This is a genomic window from Collinsella sp. SGI.180 (assembly GCF_050313455.1).
GTDB lineage: Bacteria > Actinomycetota > Coriobacteriia > Coriobacteriales > Coriobacteriaceae > Collinsella.
On record NZ_JBNPLL010000021.1, the window covers coordinates 21,769 to 37,032 of the forward strand.

15 protein-coding genes are annotated in these 15,264 nt (G+C 58.7%); 2 read left to right on the forward strand and 13 right to left on the reverse strand.

Going from position 1 to position 15,264, the window contains the following annotated elements:
- Positions 1-27: 27 nt before the first annotated feature.
- From ACQRAP_RS07820 to ACQRAP_RS07835, 4 genes are all read right to left on the reverse strand, one after another.
- Positions 28-2,175, reverse strand: coding sequence for a Tex family protein (locus tag ACQRAP_RS07820; protein WP_427795320.1), 2,148 nt, complete (start codon positions 2,173-2,175; stop codon positions 28-30).
- A 465-nt stretch (positions 2,176-2,640) separates the two neighbouring features.
- Positions 2,641-4,560: an ABC transporter ATP-binding protein gene (locus ACQRAP_RS07825; RefSeq protein ID WP_427795321.1), complete on the reverse strand. Its 1,920-nt coding sequence runs from the start codon at positions 4,558-4,560 to the stop codon at positions 2,641-2,643.
- On the reverse strand, positions 4,553-6,367 hold the full coding sequence (locus ACQRAP_RS07830) for an ABC transporter ATP-binding protein (protein ID WP_427795323.1): 1,815 nt from the start codon (positions 6,365-6,367) through the stop codon (positions 4,553-4,555). Before ACQRAP_RS07830 ends, ACQRAP_RS07825 begins: the two co-directional genes overlap by 8 nt.
- Complete coding sequence (locus ACQRAP_RS07835; RefSeq protein ID WP_427727674.1) at positions 6,360-6,866, reverse strand: MarR family winged helix-turn-helix transcriptional regulator; 507 nt, start codon at positions 6,864-6,866, stop codon at positions 6,360-6,362. The genes ACQRAP_RS07830 and ACQRAP_RS07835 overlap by 8 nt, the downstream gene beginning before the upstream one ends.
- 675 nt (positions 6,867-7,541) lie before the next feature.
- On the opposite strand from ACQRAP_RS07835, the gene ACQRAP_RS07840 reads away from it, so the two are divergent.
- Entirely contained in the window at positions 7,542-8,366 is an 825-nt protein-coding gene (locus tag ACQRAP_RS07840) for a PfkB family carbohydrate kinase (RefSeq protein WP_427795324.1), read from the forward strand.
- Entirely contained in the window at positions 8,359-8,688 is a 330-nt protein-coding gene (locus ACQRAP_RS07845) for a TIGR04076 family protein (RefSeq protein ID WP_427747806.1), read from the forward strand. Before ACQRAP_RS07840 ends, ACQRAP_RS07845 begins: the two co-directional genes overlap by 8 nt.
- A 170-nt stretch (positions 8,689-8,858) precedes the next feature.
- Here ACQRAP_RS07845 and ACQRAP_RS07850 read toward each other — a convergent pair whose 3' ends face one another.
- The 9 genes from ACQRAP_RS07850 to ACQRAP_RS07890 all read right to left on the reverse strand — a co-directional run.
- A complete protein-coding gene (locus ACQRAP_RS07850) occupies positions 8,859-9,305 on the reverse strand; it encodes a low molecular weight protein-tyrosine-phosphatase (RefSeq protein WP_117743459.1) in 447 nt (148 codons plus the stop codon).
- A 161-nt stretch (positions 9,306-9,466) separates the two neighbouring features.
- Complete coding sequence (locus ACQRAP_RS07855) at positions 9,467-10,672, reverse strand: tyrosine-type recombinase/integrase (protein ID WP_427727676.1); 1,206 nt, start codon at positions 10,670-10,672, stop codon at positions 9,467-9,469.
- 72 nt (positions 10,673-10,744) lie between these two features.
- Positions 10,745-11,350, reverse strand: coding sequence for a hypothetical protein (locus ACQRAP_RS07860; RefSeq protein ID WP_117734894.1), 606 nt, complete (start codon positions 11,348-11,350; stop codon positions 10,745-10,747).
- Between the two features lie 63 nt (positions 11,351-11,413).
- The gene (locus ACQRAP_RS07865; RefSeq protein ID WP_117743461.1) at positions 11,414-11,935 is read right to left on the reverse strand and encodes a Rep family protein; all 522 of its coding nucleotides are present in this window, start codon (positions 11,933-11,935) and stop codon (positions 11,414-11,416) included.
- A gap of 169 nt (positions 11,936-12,104) precedes the next feature.
- Positions 12,105-12,356, reverse strand: a complete 252-nt coding sequence (locus ACQRAP_RS07870; RefSeq protein WP_427795325.1) for a hypothetical protein — start codon at positions 12,354-12,356, stop codon at positions 12,105-12,107.
- Positions 12,357-12,366: 10 nt separating this feature from the next.
- On the reverse strand, positions 12,367-13,050 hold the full coding sequence (locus ACQRAP_RS07875; protein WP_427795326.1) for a hypothetical protein: 684 nt from the start codon (positions 13,048-13,050) through the stop codon (positions 12,367-12,369).
- A 447-nt stretch (positions 13,051-13,497) separates the two neighbouring features.
- The gene (locus ACQRAP_RS07880) at positions 13,498-13,713 is read right to left on the reverse strand and encodes a hypothetical protein (RefSeq protein ID WP_117743463.1); all 216 of its coding nucleotides are present in this window, start codon (positions 13,711-13,713) and stop codon (positions 13,498-13,500) included.
- A 154-nt stretch (positions 13,714-13,867) separates the two neighbouring features.
- The gene (locus tag ACQRAP_RS07885; protein ID WP_117734898.1) at positions 13,868-14,191 is read right to left on the reverse strand and encodes a hypothetical protein; all 324 of its coding nucleotides are present in this window, start codon (positions 14,189-14,191) and stop codon (positions 13,868-13,870) included.
- Positions 14,192-14,552: 361 nt separating this feature from the next.
- Positions 14,553-15,264 (reverse strand): ATP-binding cassette domain-containing protein (locus tag ACQRAP_RS07890; RefSeq protein WP_427795327.1); only part of this gene is annotated, 712 nt, incomplete at its 5' end.

A 15,264-nucleotide genomic window follows, 5' to 3' on the forward strand; every position in this document is an offset into this window, starting at 1 on the left:
CGAAGAGGGGGACGTCCGCTTTGGCGGCTATTTGCCCTGCATCATGGTGAGGGAGATTTTCTTGCGGTCGCGATCGACCTTTTCGACCCACACCTTGACCGTGTCGCCGACGCGCACCACGTCGCTGGGGTGCTTGACAAAGCGGTTGGCCAGCTTGGAGATATGCACGAGGCCGTCCTGGTGCACACCCACGTCGACGAAGGCGCCAAAGTCCACGACGTTGCGCACCGTGCCCTTGAGCTCCATGCCGGGTTCCAGGTCGTCGATGGAAAGTGCTGAGCGGCTAAAGACCACCTCGGGCGCGTCGTCGCGCGGGTCTCGGCCAGGCTTCTTGAGCTCGTTGACGATGTCGATGAGCGTGAGGATGCCGCAGTCCAGGTCGCTTGCCAGTGCCGAGATGCTGCCGATGCGTCGCTCGATGTCGGGCACGCCGCCGCGGCTGAGCTCGCTTGCCGCCACACCCGCACGCTCCAGGACGGCCGTGGCCACCTCGTAGCTTTCGGGGTGGACGCTCGTCGCATCGAGCGGGTTCTTACCGCCGCTGATGCGCAGGAAGCCCGCGGCGTTGAGATATGCCTTGGGCCCCAGCTTGGGGACCTTCTTAAGCTGGCGGCGATCGGTAAAGGCGCCGTTCTCCTCGCGGTAGGCCACGATGTTTTTGGCTACGCTCGGCGTGATGCCCGATACGTATCCCAGCAGGCTCGCACTTGCGGTGTTTACGTCGACGCCCACGCGGTTGACGACGTCCTCCACCACGTGGCCCAGGGTGCGCGAAAGCTCGGCCTGGTCAAGGTCGTGCTGGTACTGGCCAACGCCGATGGACTGGGGTGGAATCTTGACGAGCTCTGCCAGCGGGTCTTGCAGGCGACGGCCCAGGCTCATGGCGCCGCGCACGGTGACGTCCAGGTCGGGATATTCCTGGCTTGCGAGCTCGGAGGCGGAGTACACCGATGCGCCGGCCTCGTTGACGATGGTGTATCGCAGTCCAGGCGCCTGTTCGGCGATAAACTCCGAGACGACTTCCTCGGTCTCGCGGCTGGCGGTGCCGTTGCCGATGACGATGGTGTTGACGCCGTCCTTCTTGACGAGGCGGGCGAGCTCGCGCTTGGTGCCGGCGACGTCGTGGCGCGGCTTGGTGGGGTAGACCACGCCGTGGTCGAGTAGCTTGCCGGTCTCGTCCATGACGGCGACCTTGCAACCGGTGCGGTAGCCCGGATCGAGTGCGAGCACACGGGCGCCGCGCACGGGGCGTGCCGAGAGCAGGCCCTCGAGATTCTTGGCAAAGACGTTGATGGCCTCGGTCTGCGCGCGGACGGTGAGCTTGGCGCGGGCCTCGCGCTCCAGCGAGGGGGCCATGAGGCGCTTGTAACCGTCGGCGATGGCGGCATCAAAGACGGGCGCAAACACGCCCTGACGACGGGGCCAACGGCTGCCGAGGCGTGCCGTGGCGGCGGCGCTGTCGACGTTCACGCGCACGCGGAGCTTGCCCTCGCGCTCACCGCGGTCGATAGCCAGCACGCGGTGGTTGGGTATACGGCGCAGCGGCTCGTCATAGCTGTAGTACGGCTCGTAGGGAGTCTTCTCGGTGGGGTCGGTGGCCTCGACGACGATGTCGGCGGTGTCCTGCGTAAAGGCGCGCAGGTCGGCGACGTTCTCGGGGTCCTCGGCCACCGTCTCGGCCACGATGTCCGCCGCGCCGGCAAGCGCCTTTTCGGGCGTGTCGAAGCCGGCCTCCTCGTTGACGTATGCCGCGGCGGCGTCGAGTGCGCTGCCCTTGGCCGAGGCCTGCATGATGATCATGTTGGCGAGCGGCTCAAGGCCTGCCTCGCGGGCCTTCTGCGCGCGAGTCATGCGCTTTTTGCGGTAGGGTTTGTAGAGGTCCTCGACACGCTGGAGCTGCGTGGCCTCGCGAATCTGCTGCTCGAGTTCGGGCGTGAGTTTGCCCTGGGCGTCGATGAGCAGGATGACGTCCTCTTTGCGCTGCTCAAGATTGCGCAGGTAGGACAGGCGCTCGTCGAGTGCGCGCAGGGCGACGTCGTCCATGCCGCCCGTGGCTTCCTTGCGGTAGCGCGAAATAAAGGGGATGGTGTTGCCCTCGTCGATGAGCTTGACGGCTGCCTCGATGTTGGCGGCCTTAAGGTTGAGCTCGTGGGCAAGCTGGGCGATAAGATCCATGGGACTCCTTGCGTTTAAGCTGCGTTTGCAGCACAGGGCTACCAAGGATACCACCCGACGTTCTGCCAAAGCAGTCTTTTTGGGACGGGGCTTTTTTAGCTACGGTGTTCCGTTAGCTTGACCAGTCTTTTTGGGACGGGGCTAAATTAGCTGTTTTTGGATTAGGGCTCAGTTGCGATTTGTTGATTCATCGATATTGGGATGGAGAACCAGCTAATTTAGCCCCGTCCCAAAAAGACTGTTCCTCCACCACCTCCCAAATCATCCTTACAAAACGAGGCCCTGGCCAAACGGCCAGGGCCTCACCACTTCTTTTCAGGCTGCGAGAAAAGACCGTGTGCGCAGGCGCTCCCCGAGGGAGACGGGGGTGTTTGCTCCGCGCGCAGTTTCGCAGCGAAGCGAGAATGTTTGAGCACGGAGGTTACGCCCCGGCCCGCCTGGGGGTCCTCCGTGAAACAAACCTACCTACTCCAGCTCAAACGCTCCGGTATAGAGCTGGTAGTAATATCCGCGCTTGGCGATCAGCTCGTCGTGGTTGCCACGCTCGATGATGCGGCCGTGATCCAGGCAGATGATTGCGTCGGCGTTGCGCACGGTGGACAGGCGGTGCGCGATGACAAACGTCGTGCGGCCCTCCATGAGCTTATCCATGCCCGCTTGCACGATGGCCTCGGTGCGGGTGTCGATGCTCGACGTGGCCTCGTCCAGAATCATTGCCGGCGGATCGGCGACGGCGGCGCGTGCGATCGAAATCAGCTGGCGCTGGCCCTGCGACAGCTGGGCGCCGTTGCCGGTGAGCATGGTGTCGTAGCCGTCGGGCAGGCGGGTGATAAAGTCGTCGGCGCCCGCGAGCTTGGCCGCCGCGATGCACTCCTCGTCGGTGGCGTCCAGGTTGCCGTAGCGGATGTTGTCCATCACAGTGCCGGTGAACAGGTTCACGTCCTGCAGCACCACGCCCAGCGAGCGGCGCAGATCTGCCTTGCGGATCTTGTTGACGTTGATGCCGTCGTAGCGGATCTTGCCGTCGGCAATGTCGTAGAAGCGGTTGATGAGGTTGGTGATGGTCGTCTTGCCCGCGCCGGTGGCACCGACAAACGCGACCTTCTGGCCCGGCTTGGCAAACACGGACACGCCGTGCAGCACCTCGTGGTCGGGCGTGTAGCCAAAGTCGACGTTGTCCATGACCAGGTCGCCGCGCAGCGGTACGTACTCGATCTTGCCGGTTGCACGGTGCGGGTGTTTCCATGCCCACATGCCGGTGTGGTGGTCGGCCTCCTCGAGCTGCCAGGTATCGGGGTTCACCTGCGCGTTGACGAGCGTCACGTAGCCTTCGTCGGCCTCGGGCTTCTCGTCGATGAGCTCAAAGATGCGGTCGGCGCCGGCGAGACCCATGACCACGGCGTTGATCTGCTGCGAGATCTGACCGATCTGTCCGCAGAACTGCTTGGTCATGTTGAGGAACGGCACCACGACGGCGATGGACAGCGTCATGCCCGAGATGCTCAGGTTGGGCACGCCCAGCGCCAGGAAAATGCCGCCCGCCAGCGCGACCAGCACGTAGAGCAAGTCGCCCAGGTTCCCGAGGATCGGCATGAGGATGTTGGCGTACATGTTGGCCTTCTGCGAGACCTCGAAGAGCTTCTCGTTGCGCTCGTCAAAATCGGCCTCGGCAGCGGACTCGTGACAGAACGCCTTGACGACTTTCTGGCCGTTCATGACTTCCTCGATATGGCCCTCGACCACGCCGAGCTCGGTCTGCTGCGCGATAAAGAAGCGCGCGGAGTTGGAGCCGAGCAGCTTGGTCATAAAGGTCATAAAGGCGACGCCGGCAATGATGACCAGGCACATCCACACGCTGTAATACAGCATGATGAAGAACACGGTGACGATGACGATGATCGTCATGAGCAGGTTGGGCAGCGATTGGCTGATCATCTGACGCAGCGTGTCGATGTCGTTGGTGTAGTGGCTCATGATGTCGCCGCGCTGGTGCGTGTCGAAGTAGCGAATCGGCAGGTCCTGCATGCGGTTGAACATCTTTTCGCGCAGCTTCTCGAGCGAGCCCTGCGTGATGACGGCCATGGCGCGGTTCCAGAAGAGCGAGGAGGCGACGCCCACGGCGTAGATGCAGCCGAGGGTGGTCACGAGCTTCAGAATCTTGGGCTGCGCGGCCGTCCAGTCGCCCGACTGCCACGATTCGCTAATGACCTGCAGCGCGCTCTGGAGAAACGTCGCGCCGATGGAGTTGATGACGGCGCAGAGCACCACGCCGGCGACGACGAGGGGCAAAAGCACGGGGTAGAAGCCAAAGAGCGTCTTGATGAGGCGCGACATGGTGCCGCTCTTGCGGTTGAGCGCGCGCTCGGCGGTGGTTGCCTTACTCATGTGCCTCGCCTCCTTCCTGGTTCTGGGCTTGCGTTGCGGATGCCTCGGTGTCGGCCTCGACGGCCCCTTCGCCCTCGGCAGACATCTTGTTTTGCGAGGTAAAGGTCTCGCGGTAGATCTCGCTCGTCTTGAGCAGCTCGTCATGGTTGCCGATCTGAGCGATACGGCCGCCCTCCATGACGATGATGCGGTCTGCGTCCTGCACGGAGCTGATGCGCTGGGCGATGATGAGCTTGGTCGTGTTGGGCAGATAGCTTGCCAGCCCTGCGCGGATCTTGGCATCGGTCTTGGTGTCGACGGCGCTCGTGGAGTCGTCCAGGATCAAGATCTTGGGGCGACGCAGCAGGGCACGCGCGATGCACAGGCGCTGCTTCTGGCCGCCGGAAACGTTGGAGCCGCCCTGCTCGATCCAGGTGTCGTAGCCCTTGGGGAAGCCGTCGACAAACTCGTCGGCGCAGGCCAGATGTGCGGCCTCGCGGACTTCCTCGTCGGTGGCGTTCGGGTCGCCCCAGCGCAGGTTCTCGGCGATGGTGCCGCTAAACAGCACGTTTTTCTGCAGGACCATGGCTACCTGGTGGCGCAGCGCGTCCAGGTCGTAGTCGCGCACGTCCACGCCGCCGACGCGCACGGTGCCCTCCGTGACATCGTACAGACGGGCGATCAGGTTCACGAGCGTCGACTTGGCCGAGCCGGTGCCACCGATAATGCCGATGGTCTCGCCGCTCTTAATATGCAGGTCGATATCGTCGAGCGCCTGGCGTCGGGCATGCTCGGAATACTTAAAGCTCACGTGATCGAAGTCGATGGAGCCGTCGGCAACCTCGTGCACGGGCTCGGTCGGGTTAGCGATCGTGGGCTCGGCGGCCAGCACCTCGGTAATGCGGTGCGCCGACTCATCTGCCATGGTCACCATGACAAAGATCATCGACAGCTGCATTAGGCTCATCAGAATCTGGAAGCCGTAGGTAAAGATGGAGGAGAGCTGGCCCACATCGAACAGGGTGCCCTGGCTCGTGATGATGAGCTTGGAGCCCAGGTAGATGATGACGACGAACGCGCCGTTGACGCAGATGTTCATCATGGGGTTGTTGAAGGCGAGCAACTTCTCGGCGCGGGTGAAGTCCATCTGGACGTCGCGCGCGGCGGTGGCGAACTTCTCCTTCTCAAAGTCTTCGCGCACGTAGCTCTTGACCACGCGCATGCCGGTGACGTTTTCCTCGACCGATTCGTTGAGCGCGTCGTACTTGCGGAACACGCGGGTAAAGATCGGGCGCACCTTATAGATGATAAAGAACAGGCCAAAGCCCAGCAGCGGAATGATGACCAGGTAGACCATGGCGACGCTGCCGCCCATGGCGTATGCCATGGTAAAGGCAAAGACCAGCACCAGCGGCGAGCGCACGGCGATGCGGATGAGCATCATAAAGGCCTGCTGCACGTTGTTGATGTCGGTGGTGAGGCGCGTGACGAGCGAGGAGGTCGAGAACTCATCGATGTTGGCGAAGCTGAACGTCTGGATCTTGTAGAACAGGTCGCGACGCAGGTTCTTGGCAAAGCCGCAGCTGGCATGGCTGCAGGTGATGCCCGCGGCGGCGCCAAAGGCGAGTGACGTCAGCGCGATGAGTACGAGAAGGCCGGCGGTGGGCAGCATCTCGGTAACGGCGGTGCCGTCCTTGATGGCGTCGATCATGTCGGCGGTGATAAACGGGATCATCATCTGGCAGATTACCTCGCCAAGCACCAGCAGCGGCGTGGCGATCGTGACCTTCATGTAATCGCGGATGCTGCCCATAAGGGTTTTAATCATCCAGTTCCTCCCAGGTTTTGCGGATTTTATCGAGCATTTCGGCGAGCTGCTCGCGCTCGTCGTGGGTGAGCGCGCTAAAGGCCCGTTCTCTAAAGCGGATGCGGGCCGCCTGGTCGATGCGGGCGTTTTCCCGGCCGGTTTCGGTCAGGCGAATGGTGAGTTGCCGTCGATCCTTGGGGTTACGGCTGCGCTCAATGAGGCCGTTGAGCTCGAGCTTGGACAGGATCTCGGAAAGCGACCCCGGCTTGAGGCCGAAGTGCATGCCGAGTTCCTGCTGCGACATCTCGCCGCCGGGCTGCTTGGCCAGTAGGCAGATGATGGGCGCCTTGCCGGACACGCCTCCGCCATGAAAATGCATGTAATGGCCGCAAAAGCCCAGGTTATTGAGGATGCGCTTGGCAAGCTTGTCTTCCGAGCTAGCCGCTTCGGATACATCCGCCGGCTGTGACGGGTCGCCGCCGGGCTCGTGCGAACAAAGGCTAAGAGGTTCATCGCACATAAATTAGTGCTGCTCCTTTCTTTAGTTAGGTAGTGGAATTGTTTTGTGCCTAACCAATTTAGGAGCGTGAGAAATCAAAGTCAAGGTACCAAACTAGTGGTTACGCGGTTTTACCAAACCGCGTAACGGCTCGACGCTGCAAACCCGCCAGAGCGGCAATCTGCCTTTCAACTTCGGCGGCATGACCAGAAGGTCAATGCCGCCTCGTTTCAAGGCACCTTGCTCACTCTGGCGGGTTTTCGCTGACTTCGCCAAAACATCGGCGTTGCCCTTGTTGGGATAGTCGTTGGGGACGTTCTTGTTTGACTAGTCGTTTAAGAACGTCCCCAACGACTAACTTAAAAACTATGCCGGATTACGGGGCTGAATGACGGATTGCCGACCATGCCGAAATTGGTAAAAAGAAAACCGCAGGTAGAAGGTTCGCTATGATTTGAAAATAAGGGGTGTGGTTGGCTCATTCAGGTTCAGCCCCGTAATCCGGCATAGTTTTGAAATGGCACTGAATAAGTGGCGGCAAATGAGCCGCAATGAAGCAAGCTAGCCCCTCGTTTCCGAAACCTTTCCGCAACAATTTGCCCTTCGCACTGCTCGACTCCGCTCGCAACGTCCCCTGCGCTACACTTAGTTGCACTGTGGCGCCGTTGCGCCGCGCCCGATCCAAGGGGGACACTCATGAAGAACACTCAGCTGTTGCTGATCAACGATATGTGCGGCTACGGCAAGGTCGCGCTTTCCGCCATGCTGCCGGTGCTGTCGCACATGGGTTACCGTATCCACAATCTGCCGACGGCACTTGTGTCCGATACGCTCAACTATCCCAAGTTTTACATCCACGACACCACGGAGTACGTGCGTCAGAGTCTTGCCATCTGGGAAGAACTCGGCTTTGAGTTCGACGCCATCTCGACCGGCTTTATCGTGACCGAGGAAGAGACGCGCATCATCTCGGACTTTTGCCACCGCCGTGCGCAAAAGGGCACCAAGGTGTTCGTCGACCCCATCATGGGCGACAACGGCAAGCTCTATGCGGGCGTGCCCGAGTCCACGATTGGCCTTATGCGGCACCTGCTGGAGTGCGCAGACTACGCGGTTCCCAACTACACCGAGGCCTGTTTGCTCACCGACACGCCTATCGTCGAGCAAATTACGCCCGATGAGGCCCGCGCCCTTGTGGACGCCGTGCGCGAGCTGGGTGCCAAGTCGGTGGTCATTACGAGCACCGTGGTCAATGGCACGAACGCGGTTACCGGTTACGACCATGTAGCGGGGGAGTACTTTACGATTCCCTTTGAGCTCATTCCGGTCTATTTCCCGGGCACGGGCGATACGTTCTCGGCAGTGCTCGTCGGCCGCGTTATGGCAGGTTGGAGTCTGCAGCGCGCGACGTCCGATGCCATGCGTGTGGTGGCCGAGCTTATCGAGCGCAATGCCGACCAAGAGGACAAGTCGGCCGGTCTTCCCATCGAGGCCTGCCTGGATGTGATTGACCATGAGTAATGCTGGCGAGGGCGGCATCAGGCCTGCGGGCGAGAACAAGCCACTCGGCGCGCCGCGTGGCAAGCGTCCGCGTATCCGCGTGAGCTGCGTGGACCAGTTGGGGACGTGCCGCTGCCACCATGGTCACAAGCCGGGCGACGTCTTCGACTTCGACCGCGATCGCGGCAAGATGTGCGCCATGGCCTGTCACGTTGGCTTTCCCTATATCGACATTCTGCGCTATGGCGGAACTGTGCCCGGCAACGAGCCCGGCACGGCAAAGTTCTGCTGCCCCGAGGTCGATACGCTGAACGTCTGGCTTGCCGAGATCGTCGACGAGTAGTTGAGCGTGGATTTTCTCCCACCAAGATAATGAGCGTGGATAATCTCCCGTTTAGAGCGCCGTTTTGCGTTCAAAGTGGGAGATTATCCACGCTCAATTTGTATGCGGGAGATTATCTACGCTCATTTTATGCCGATGGCGTGGCTCACGCATCCGCGCCGCCCGGGCGCCTACAGTTGCTCGAGCATGGCCGTGCAGCCGGCGAGCACATCGCGGTAGGTGGCATCGAAGTTGCCGGTGTACCAGGGATCGGCGACGTCGCCGGGGCGATCGGTCCAATCCAGCAGCCGCGAAATCTTGCCGTCGGCATCGTCGCCGAAGATGCGACGCAGGCCGCGCGCGTTCTCGGCATCCATATAGACGATGTGGTCCCAGTCACCATACTCCGCGCGACGAACCTGGCGCGCGCGGTGCGCAACGACGGGAATCCCGACCTCGCGCAGCTTGGCGACGGTGCCATGATGCGGAGGGTTGCCAATCTCCTCGGTCGAGGTCGCGGCAGAATCAATGACGAACTCCGCCTCGCGCCCAGCACGGCGCACCAGCTCGGCAAACACCGACTCAGCCATCGTCGAGCGACAGATGTTCCCATGACAGACAAATAGGATTTTGCGCATTGGCTAAAACCTCTCGAATATCAGAGTTTTCGCAGATAATCGCACTGCTTTTTGATCCCTCGTCAAGGACAGAATATCAAATTGATTCATAAATGAGCGGATTATTCTTCTTTCCAGCGTCGTAAGAATTGTCGTAAAGAACGAGGGTTTACGACTTGTTGTCACAATGTTGACCGTCCTTTGCATCCAATTTTCAGCATATCCTCTCTGACGTCGTCGAAATCAAGATGGGTGTATGTGTTAAAAGTCACGTTGATGTCGGAGTGGCCCATGATGCATTTTAGCTTCGCAGGGTTCATTCCCCTGCGTGCCATCTTCGAGCAGAAGGTATGTCGGCAGACATGTGGTGTGATTTTGGGAAGCTCATCCTTGTAGATGCGATTATGTTTCTCTATCGCGTGGTGGAAGTACTTCTCCCAGTGCAGGGCAACACGCGGCATCTCGTTTTTATCAAGAAACAGAAAACCGCTAACACCGTCAACGACCGGCTCACTCGAAGGCTTTAGACGTTGCGCAAGGATACTCCTGAAACACTCTGTCACGGCTTGAGTCATGGGAACATAGCGGATCCCGCTCTCCGTCTTGGGACGTTCGATGTAGTATCGCATGTTGCTGGTCCGCTGAAGTTGCTTGTTTACCCGAATGCTTCCGTTTTTGAAATCAAGGTCTTCGACGGTAAGACCGCAGAATTCAGAAATGCGCAGGCCCGTATTTAGAAGGATGTAGATGGCGTCACGATAGCGGTGAAAGTGTTCATCGCCCTCCACGAAAGCAAGAAATCTGCGTTCTTGGTTAGTGGCCAAGGCCTTGCGTGTAACCATGTCGTTTGTCAGTATCGTTGCGAGCTCGAAATAGAAGGGATTTCGGCGAATCAGGCTGTTCTCCTCTGCCAGTTGAAACGCCGGTCTCAGAACACCACGGATGCTATGGATTGTGCTATAGCGCTTGCCGTGGATTTTTTGCAGGTTGATGAGCCATTCCTTGGCATCAAGGGAGGTGACACCGCATATTCGTCGCGAGCCGAATTCATCTGTAGCAAGAAAATTGAGGATTGTCTTGTAGGCGGCTCGAGTGGATTGTTTCACGGCAGTCTTTGTTTCAGTGTAACGAGATGCGAGTTCGTAGACTGTCATATTGTTCGGCGCGACCTTATCAAGCAGATCGCGCTGGATCTCATGCTCCAACGCGCGCAAGCACGGACTGGCTTTCTTCCCCTTCGGAGTTAGATCATGAGTTGTCAAGGTCCACGAGTAGACGCTCCGCGTTTTACCTCTTGCATCCACATACATGAAGCAGTAACGGCCGTTTTTTCTCTGGCTTTCCCCGCGTCTGAGGATTCGCCCTTTGCTGTCTTTTCTCACAGTCACTAGCAGGCTCCTTCCTGTTCAGAAAAGAGCCCCGATGCGATATTTCAAGATTATCGCACGGGGCCCGATTGGTTAAGCTGTCAAGTGCGAAACGGTGTCGAGAAGCTCTTTATAAAGAGCGTTGGCGCAGGACGAGGGGGCGAGTCCTCGCGCATAACTCGAATATGGGTTTGTACGAGAGGAACCTTCGACCGGCCAGTATCCGTCGAGATCGTGCCTAAACTCAGAGAGACAGATCTCCCTCGTCTGCATCTCCGCAACGACGGAGAGGCGCCTCTCAAGTTGACCAAATCCGTCGACATCGTTTTGCGGACGATAAGTCGCGGATCGGCGCATCTGTTCTCCATAGAATTCCAAGGGGCTGTAGGGCGTCGTGACGATTACGAGATCGGCGGCTATCGCTTTGTCGGAATATCGGGACGGTGCCATCACCTCATGCTCCATCGCATAGGGATCCGTGATGCGAAGCAGGTCGGCGTAGGGGATGGATGAGGGACGAAGTTCGTCAAGAATCACCGTGTGCTTGCCCTCATACCCCTGAAAGATGTCTCTCGTAGATCCAGAGACGAAGAACGGTTCGCCCTTCCGCTTCGCATAGAGCTTTGCGAGGGTGGACTTCCCCGTTCCAGCAGGCCCGAAGATCCAAACTGATTCCACCCTTCTTTCGCCCTTGAGCATCAACCCCCGCCATTCCCGGGCCTGAACCTGAAGGCGGCGTGCATAAACGTCTTCGATCTGACGCTATGTCCGGGCATATTCGGATCCGGAGAGCTGAGAGATCAAGGACTCCTTGTCGATACGACCTTCGAGAAGGTCATCGAGAAGGACTTTGATGCTGCTATGGGACCTCGTTCGAGCAACGCGCGACTCAATAGAAGCAAGTAGCGCTGGGTAATCGAAATTGGAGCGCACGATTTTGGGGTCGTACTGATGCTTGGATCGTGCGCCATCCGTTCTGTGGCACAGGTAGGAAAAACCGTTTTCCACACCTGCCTTCCAAGCCTCGATGCGCTCAGGTTTATCTCCAAGGAGCTTCGCGATGCTATTGAGCGAGCGCGGATTCTGGAACTCCATCATCACGTGAAGATGCGCGGCTGCCGGACGTCCCGCGTCCGTCGTGTCGCTGTCGTGCACGATGCCCGCATAGCGCTTCGGGGCGAGTGTTTCGATTCTTCGGTACATTTCGTCCACAAGACGGGGCAGGTGATCGAGCTGCTGCTCGTACATCATCGCGCGGGTCTTCATGGGCAGAGAATTGGTCATGGTTCCGAGTCCTTTCTCGTAAATGAGCTATTTCGGGACGATTTTGGAACGCGCCCGAGGGTGCGCCTTGGGATAACAAGCTCCCCAAGGCGCATAAATGAGCAGAATTTCAAGTAATGGAACAATCGACGGGGTCCGCTTTTGCTGCGCGAAGCGGACCCCGCGGTGGTTATTCTCTGAAGTACAGGTCAAGGAGCCGCCCAAGCTCACGGTACACGGGGAAGTCCATGATCGGAAAATGCACAAAGCCGATGCGGTCGTGCGCCCCGTCCGTACTGCTGAACCAAGCGTCGCCCGGGGAGAAGGTGCGAGGTGCACCGAGGTCGAGCAGGCGTTCCGCGCCCCATATGAGCCGCGCCTCGGGAAGCGTCGGCTTGAAGAGGACGCGGGTGCTGCACGCCGAGCGCAGCATCGACGGCAAGCCCCCCTCCTCAACAGACGCCTCGGCGATCGAGATGATGGCGTAGCAGCCCGCGCTCGCCCCCCATCGTTACGATGCGCTTCACCAGCCCATCAAACGTCGCGAGGCAGTAATCGGGGTCCTCCTTGCTCGCGCGCTTGGGAAACAGCGTGCGGAGTGCCACGTACTCATCCATGAAGAGAAGCGAAACGTGAAGCCCCGCATCCCACCAGTGCACGGCGTCTCCCGTCTCTGTCGACCTGTCGTTGAGGAAGCTCTGTCGCTCTTTGATGCTGTCGGCGAACCGTGATAACGCAGACAGGATTGCGCGAGCGTCCCCGTCAGCATTCAGTGAAACCACGCGAGGAAGTCGGGAGGGCTCGGCCTGCTTGGGGTCTATGATGAGGACTTGCGATCCGTGTCCGTCAGGACCAGCCAACAGGGCTTGGAGCAAGAGGGCGATCACGCCCGTGGTCTTTCCAGCGATGAGCATGGAACCGGAGGTGCGGAGGTCGATGCTCGTGCCGTTTTGAACGCGGAATTCGTAGGCGTTCGCCGGGCACAAATCCTCGACACGCGATGCCTTGATCTCTCGATGCAACGTCACATCTTCAAGGAAGAAGGTCACTTGATTGCATGCGACGTCTGCTTCGGCAAGTACGACGGCGTAGCGGGAGAACCTTCCGCGAAGTCGGGAGCTAATGCTAGGTCCCATCTTCGATATTTCTTCTGCCGTTGAGGATGAGGTTGAGATGGCGAGCTCGAACTGTCCAGGAGCCGTCTCTTTGCAAGAGATGTCGGGAAGAAGCTCGCCTTCTCGCAGGTGTAGAGGATTCCCGTAACGTGGATCAAAGAGCCCCTTCCTAATGCGTGCATGCAACCGTGTTGATTCAGATAGCATGACGTAATGTGTGATCCCTCCCGCAAACAACATGGTCCCAGCGAGGCTAAGAGTGGCCGCTGCGGAGGTAAGGTTGCCGCCAAACGCCATCACCGTACTGGGCTCTATGGCGATGGGCGCAAGAATGGTGTTCACGAATAGCCCGATGCAATAAACGCACGCGGCGACCGCAAATAAAGCGACCCCCAGCACACAAAGCTTTGCGCTGGGGGTCGAATACACGATCGCCGGTGCGCCACTGGAGTAACGCACCACAATCACCTAGCCCTTCGCGGGGATGACGGTAATGCCGTCCGCCGTGATGGACAACTGGTTGCGATAATCACCGTAAACCTTTGCGACCACGCCGGTGGGAATGACGTGCTGATTGACGGGAATCTCGATATCGTTCGAAACCTTGATGGAAAGCTTCTCGAAACGATTGCTGACCACCTCGCCTTCGTTTTGGTGATACTGCGTGTTATCGGTTGTGATCACCACGTCGATCTTGGTGCCGCGATGCTCTTTGGTGTTTTAATCAACCCATTTACCACCTCCGACACAAAGGAAACGCTTGCCTTTCGCAAAAGCTTCCCAATCGAACTTCATAAACTGATTCAATTTCCTCATACTCGAACTCCTCTCAATCCAATTATTTGCTGACTCCGCGTTGCGGCTCGCCGTGGACATCGAGATAGAGGCGCAGGACGTTGCGCAAGATCTCCTCGACATTTCTTGTTGCGGCATGAAGATCATCGTCCCCAAACATTGCCCCATGGAGCTTCGTGTGGGCACAAAGAATCTGGCGATACATGACGCGAGAGAACATCTCTTCGGCCTTCAGGGCATGTCGAACAGCTCGTTCAGAACAAGTCGGCATGCTCGCCGAAGACTCCTTTATAGACGACATTGCCGTACTGGTTGTTGAGATGGAGCCGCATTCAAACGGTCCGCGCATGATCTTCGGTCGGGTCATACACACCTCTTTCCAAAAATTGGATATTACCGACGATTCGTCAACCGTCATCGAGCACTCGGTGAGCACATCATGCCATAAGCTTCTGAGCTGGGATTATTTCGCAAGGACCTGTCGTTCTCGACGTCCTCTGATGAGAAGAAGTGGGGCGTAATGATGACAAAGTATTCAATCACGGAACAAACACAATTTAATAATCACCCAGATGGGGCAAATATGGACATCCAGATATTGAATCGTCGGTATCGTTGGTGTCGCTGAGCCTTCAGGCTGAGGGGGATGGGCCATTTGCGCTGAGTTGCTTGCAAAACGGGGGAGGGGATATCAGAAGAAGGCGGCTTGCAGAAGACATGCCTGAGCGCTAGAGGAGGGGCTGACCAATAGTGTGCTCCTCTTCTGGGGCCAAATCCAAGCGGAGGGGGCATGAGGCCGAGAGGAACTGCTCGTCATGGCTCACCAAAACAAGCGCGCCGGGAAAGGCGGAAAGCGCTCGCTCGAGTGCCTCCACCGAGTGCAGGTCCAGGTGATTCGTGGGTTCGTCCATGACGATGATTTCGGGGGCATCTAGTATACCGCGGGCGAGCATGAGCTTCCGCAGCTCCCCCGGGCTGATGTTCTCGCCGGACAATATTCGTTCGGGATCCGAATTGAGTTGCGCAACGATCGAAAGCAGGGCTCCACGTTCGGCTTGGGGCAGGTCCTTGATTTCCGAGAGGAATTCAATTGAGGATGAATCGTCGACTTCCTGAGGGATATACAGCGTGCGAATGTCCAATCCCGTGGCCTTGCGGCCTTCCAATATCTCCAGGATATGCTTGACCAGTGTTGTTTTCCCCGCTCCGTTGGGGCCGCTTATGCCCAGATGATCGGTATTTCCCAGATAAATCTCGGGAACCCGCAAAGATTGCCTCGGGCCGCACGGTATGCGATCTGAGCTGACGTGAATCAGTGTTTTGCGCGGGCTGGGTTGCGCTTCCATCCACAAGGTGCTTTCGTAGCGCTTTTCGACATGGTGGGCGTCGACGGCGGCTTGCGTGCGCTGGATTCGGGAGTCCATGCGCGAAGCGAGCTTG

Bases quoted from the DNA above. Each gene is read 5' to 3' on its own strand.
- ACQRAP_RS07820 (WP_427795320.1), bottom strand. From the start codon at position 2,175: ATGGATCTTATCGCCCAGCTTGCCCACGAGCTCAACCTTAAGGCCGCC.
- ACQRAP_RS07825 (WP_427795321.1), bottom strand. From the start codon at position 4,560: ATGAGTAAGGCAACCACCGCCGAGCGCGCGCTCAACCGCAAGAGCGGC.
- ACQRAP_RS07830 (WP_427795323.1), bottom strand. From the start codon at position 6,367: ATGATTAAAACCCTTATGGGCAGCATCCGCGATTACATGAAGGTCACG.
- ACQRAP_RS07835 (WP_427727674.1), bottom strand. From the start codon at position 6,866: ATGTGCGATGAACCTCTTAGCCTTTGTTCGCACGAGCCCGGCGGCGAC.
- ACQRAP_RS07840 (WP_427795324.1), top strand. From the start codon at position 7,542: ATGAAGAACACTCAGCTGTTGCTGATCAACGATATGTGCGGCTACGGC.
- ACQRAP_RS07845 (WP_427747806.1), top strand. From the start codon at position 8,359: ATGAGTAATGCTGGCGAGGGCGGCATCAGGCCTGCGGGCGAGAACAAG.
- ACQRAP_RS07850 (WP_117743459.1), bottom strand. From the start codon at position 9,305: ATGCGCAAAATCCTATTTGTCTGTCATGGGAACATCTGTCGCTCGACG.
- ACQRAP_RS07860 (WP_117734894.1), bottom strand. From the start codon at position 11,350: ATGCTCAAGGGCGAAAGAAGGGTGGAATCAGTTTGGATCTTCGGGCCT.
- ACQRAP_RS07865 (WP_117743461.1), bottom strand. From the start codon at position 11,935: ATGACCAATTCTCTGCCCATGAAGACCCGCGCGATGATGTACGAGCAG.
- ACQRAP_RS07875 (WP_427795326.1), bottom strand. From the start codon at position 13,050: ATGGGACCTAGCATTAGCTCCCGACTTCGCGGAAGGTTCTCCCGCTAC.
- ACQRAP_RS07885 (WP_117734898.1), bottom strand. From the start codon at position 14,191: ATGACCCGACCGAAGATCATGCGCGGACCGTTTGAATGCGGCTCCATC.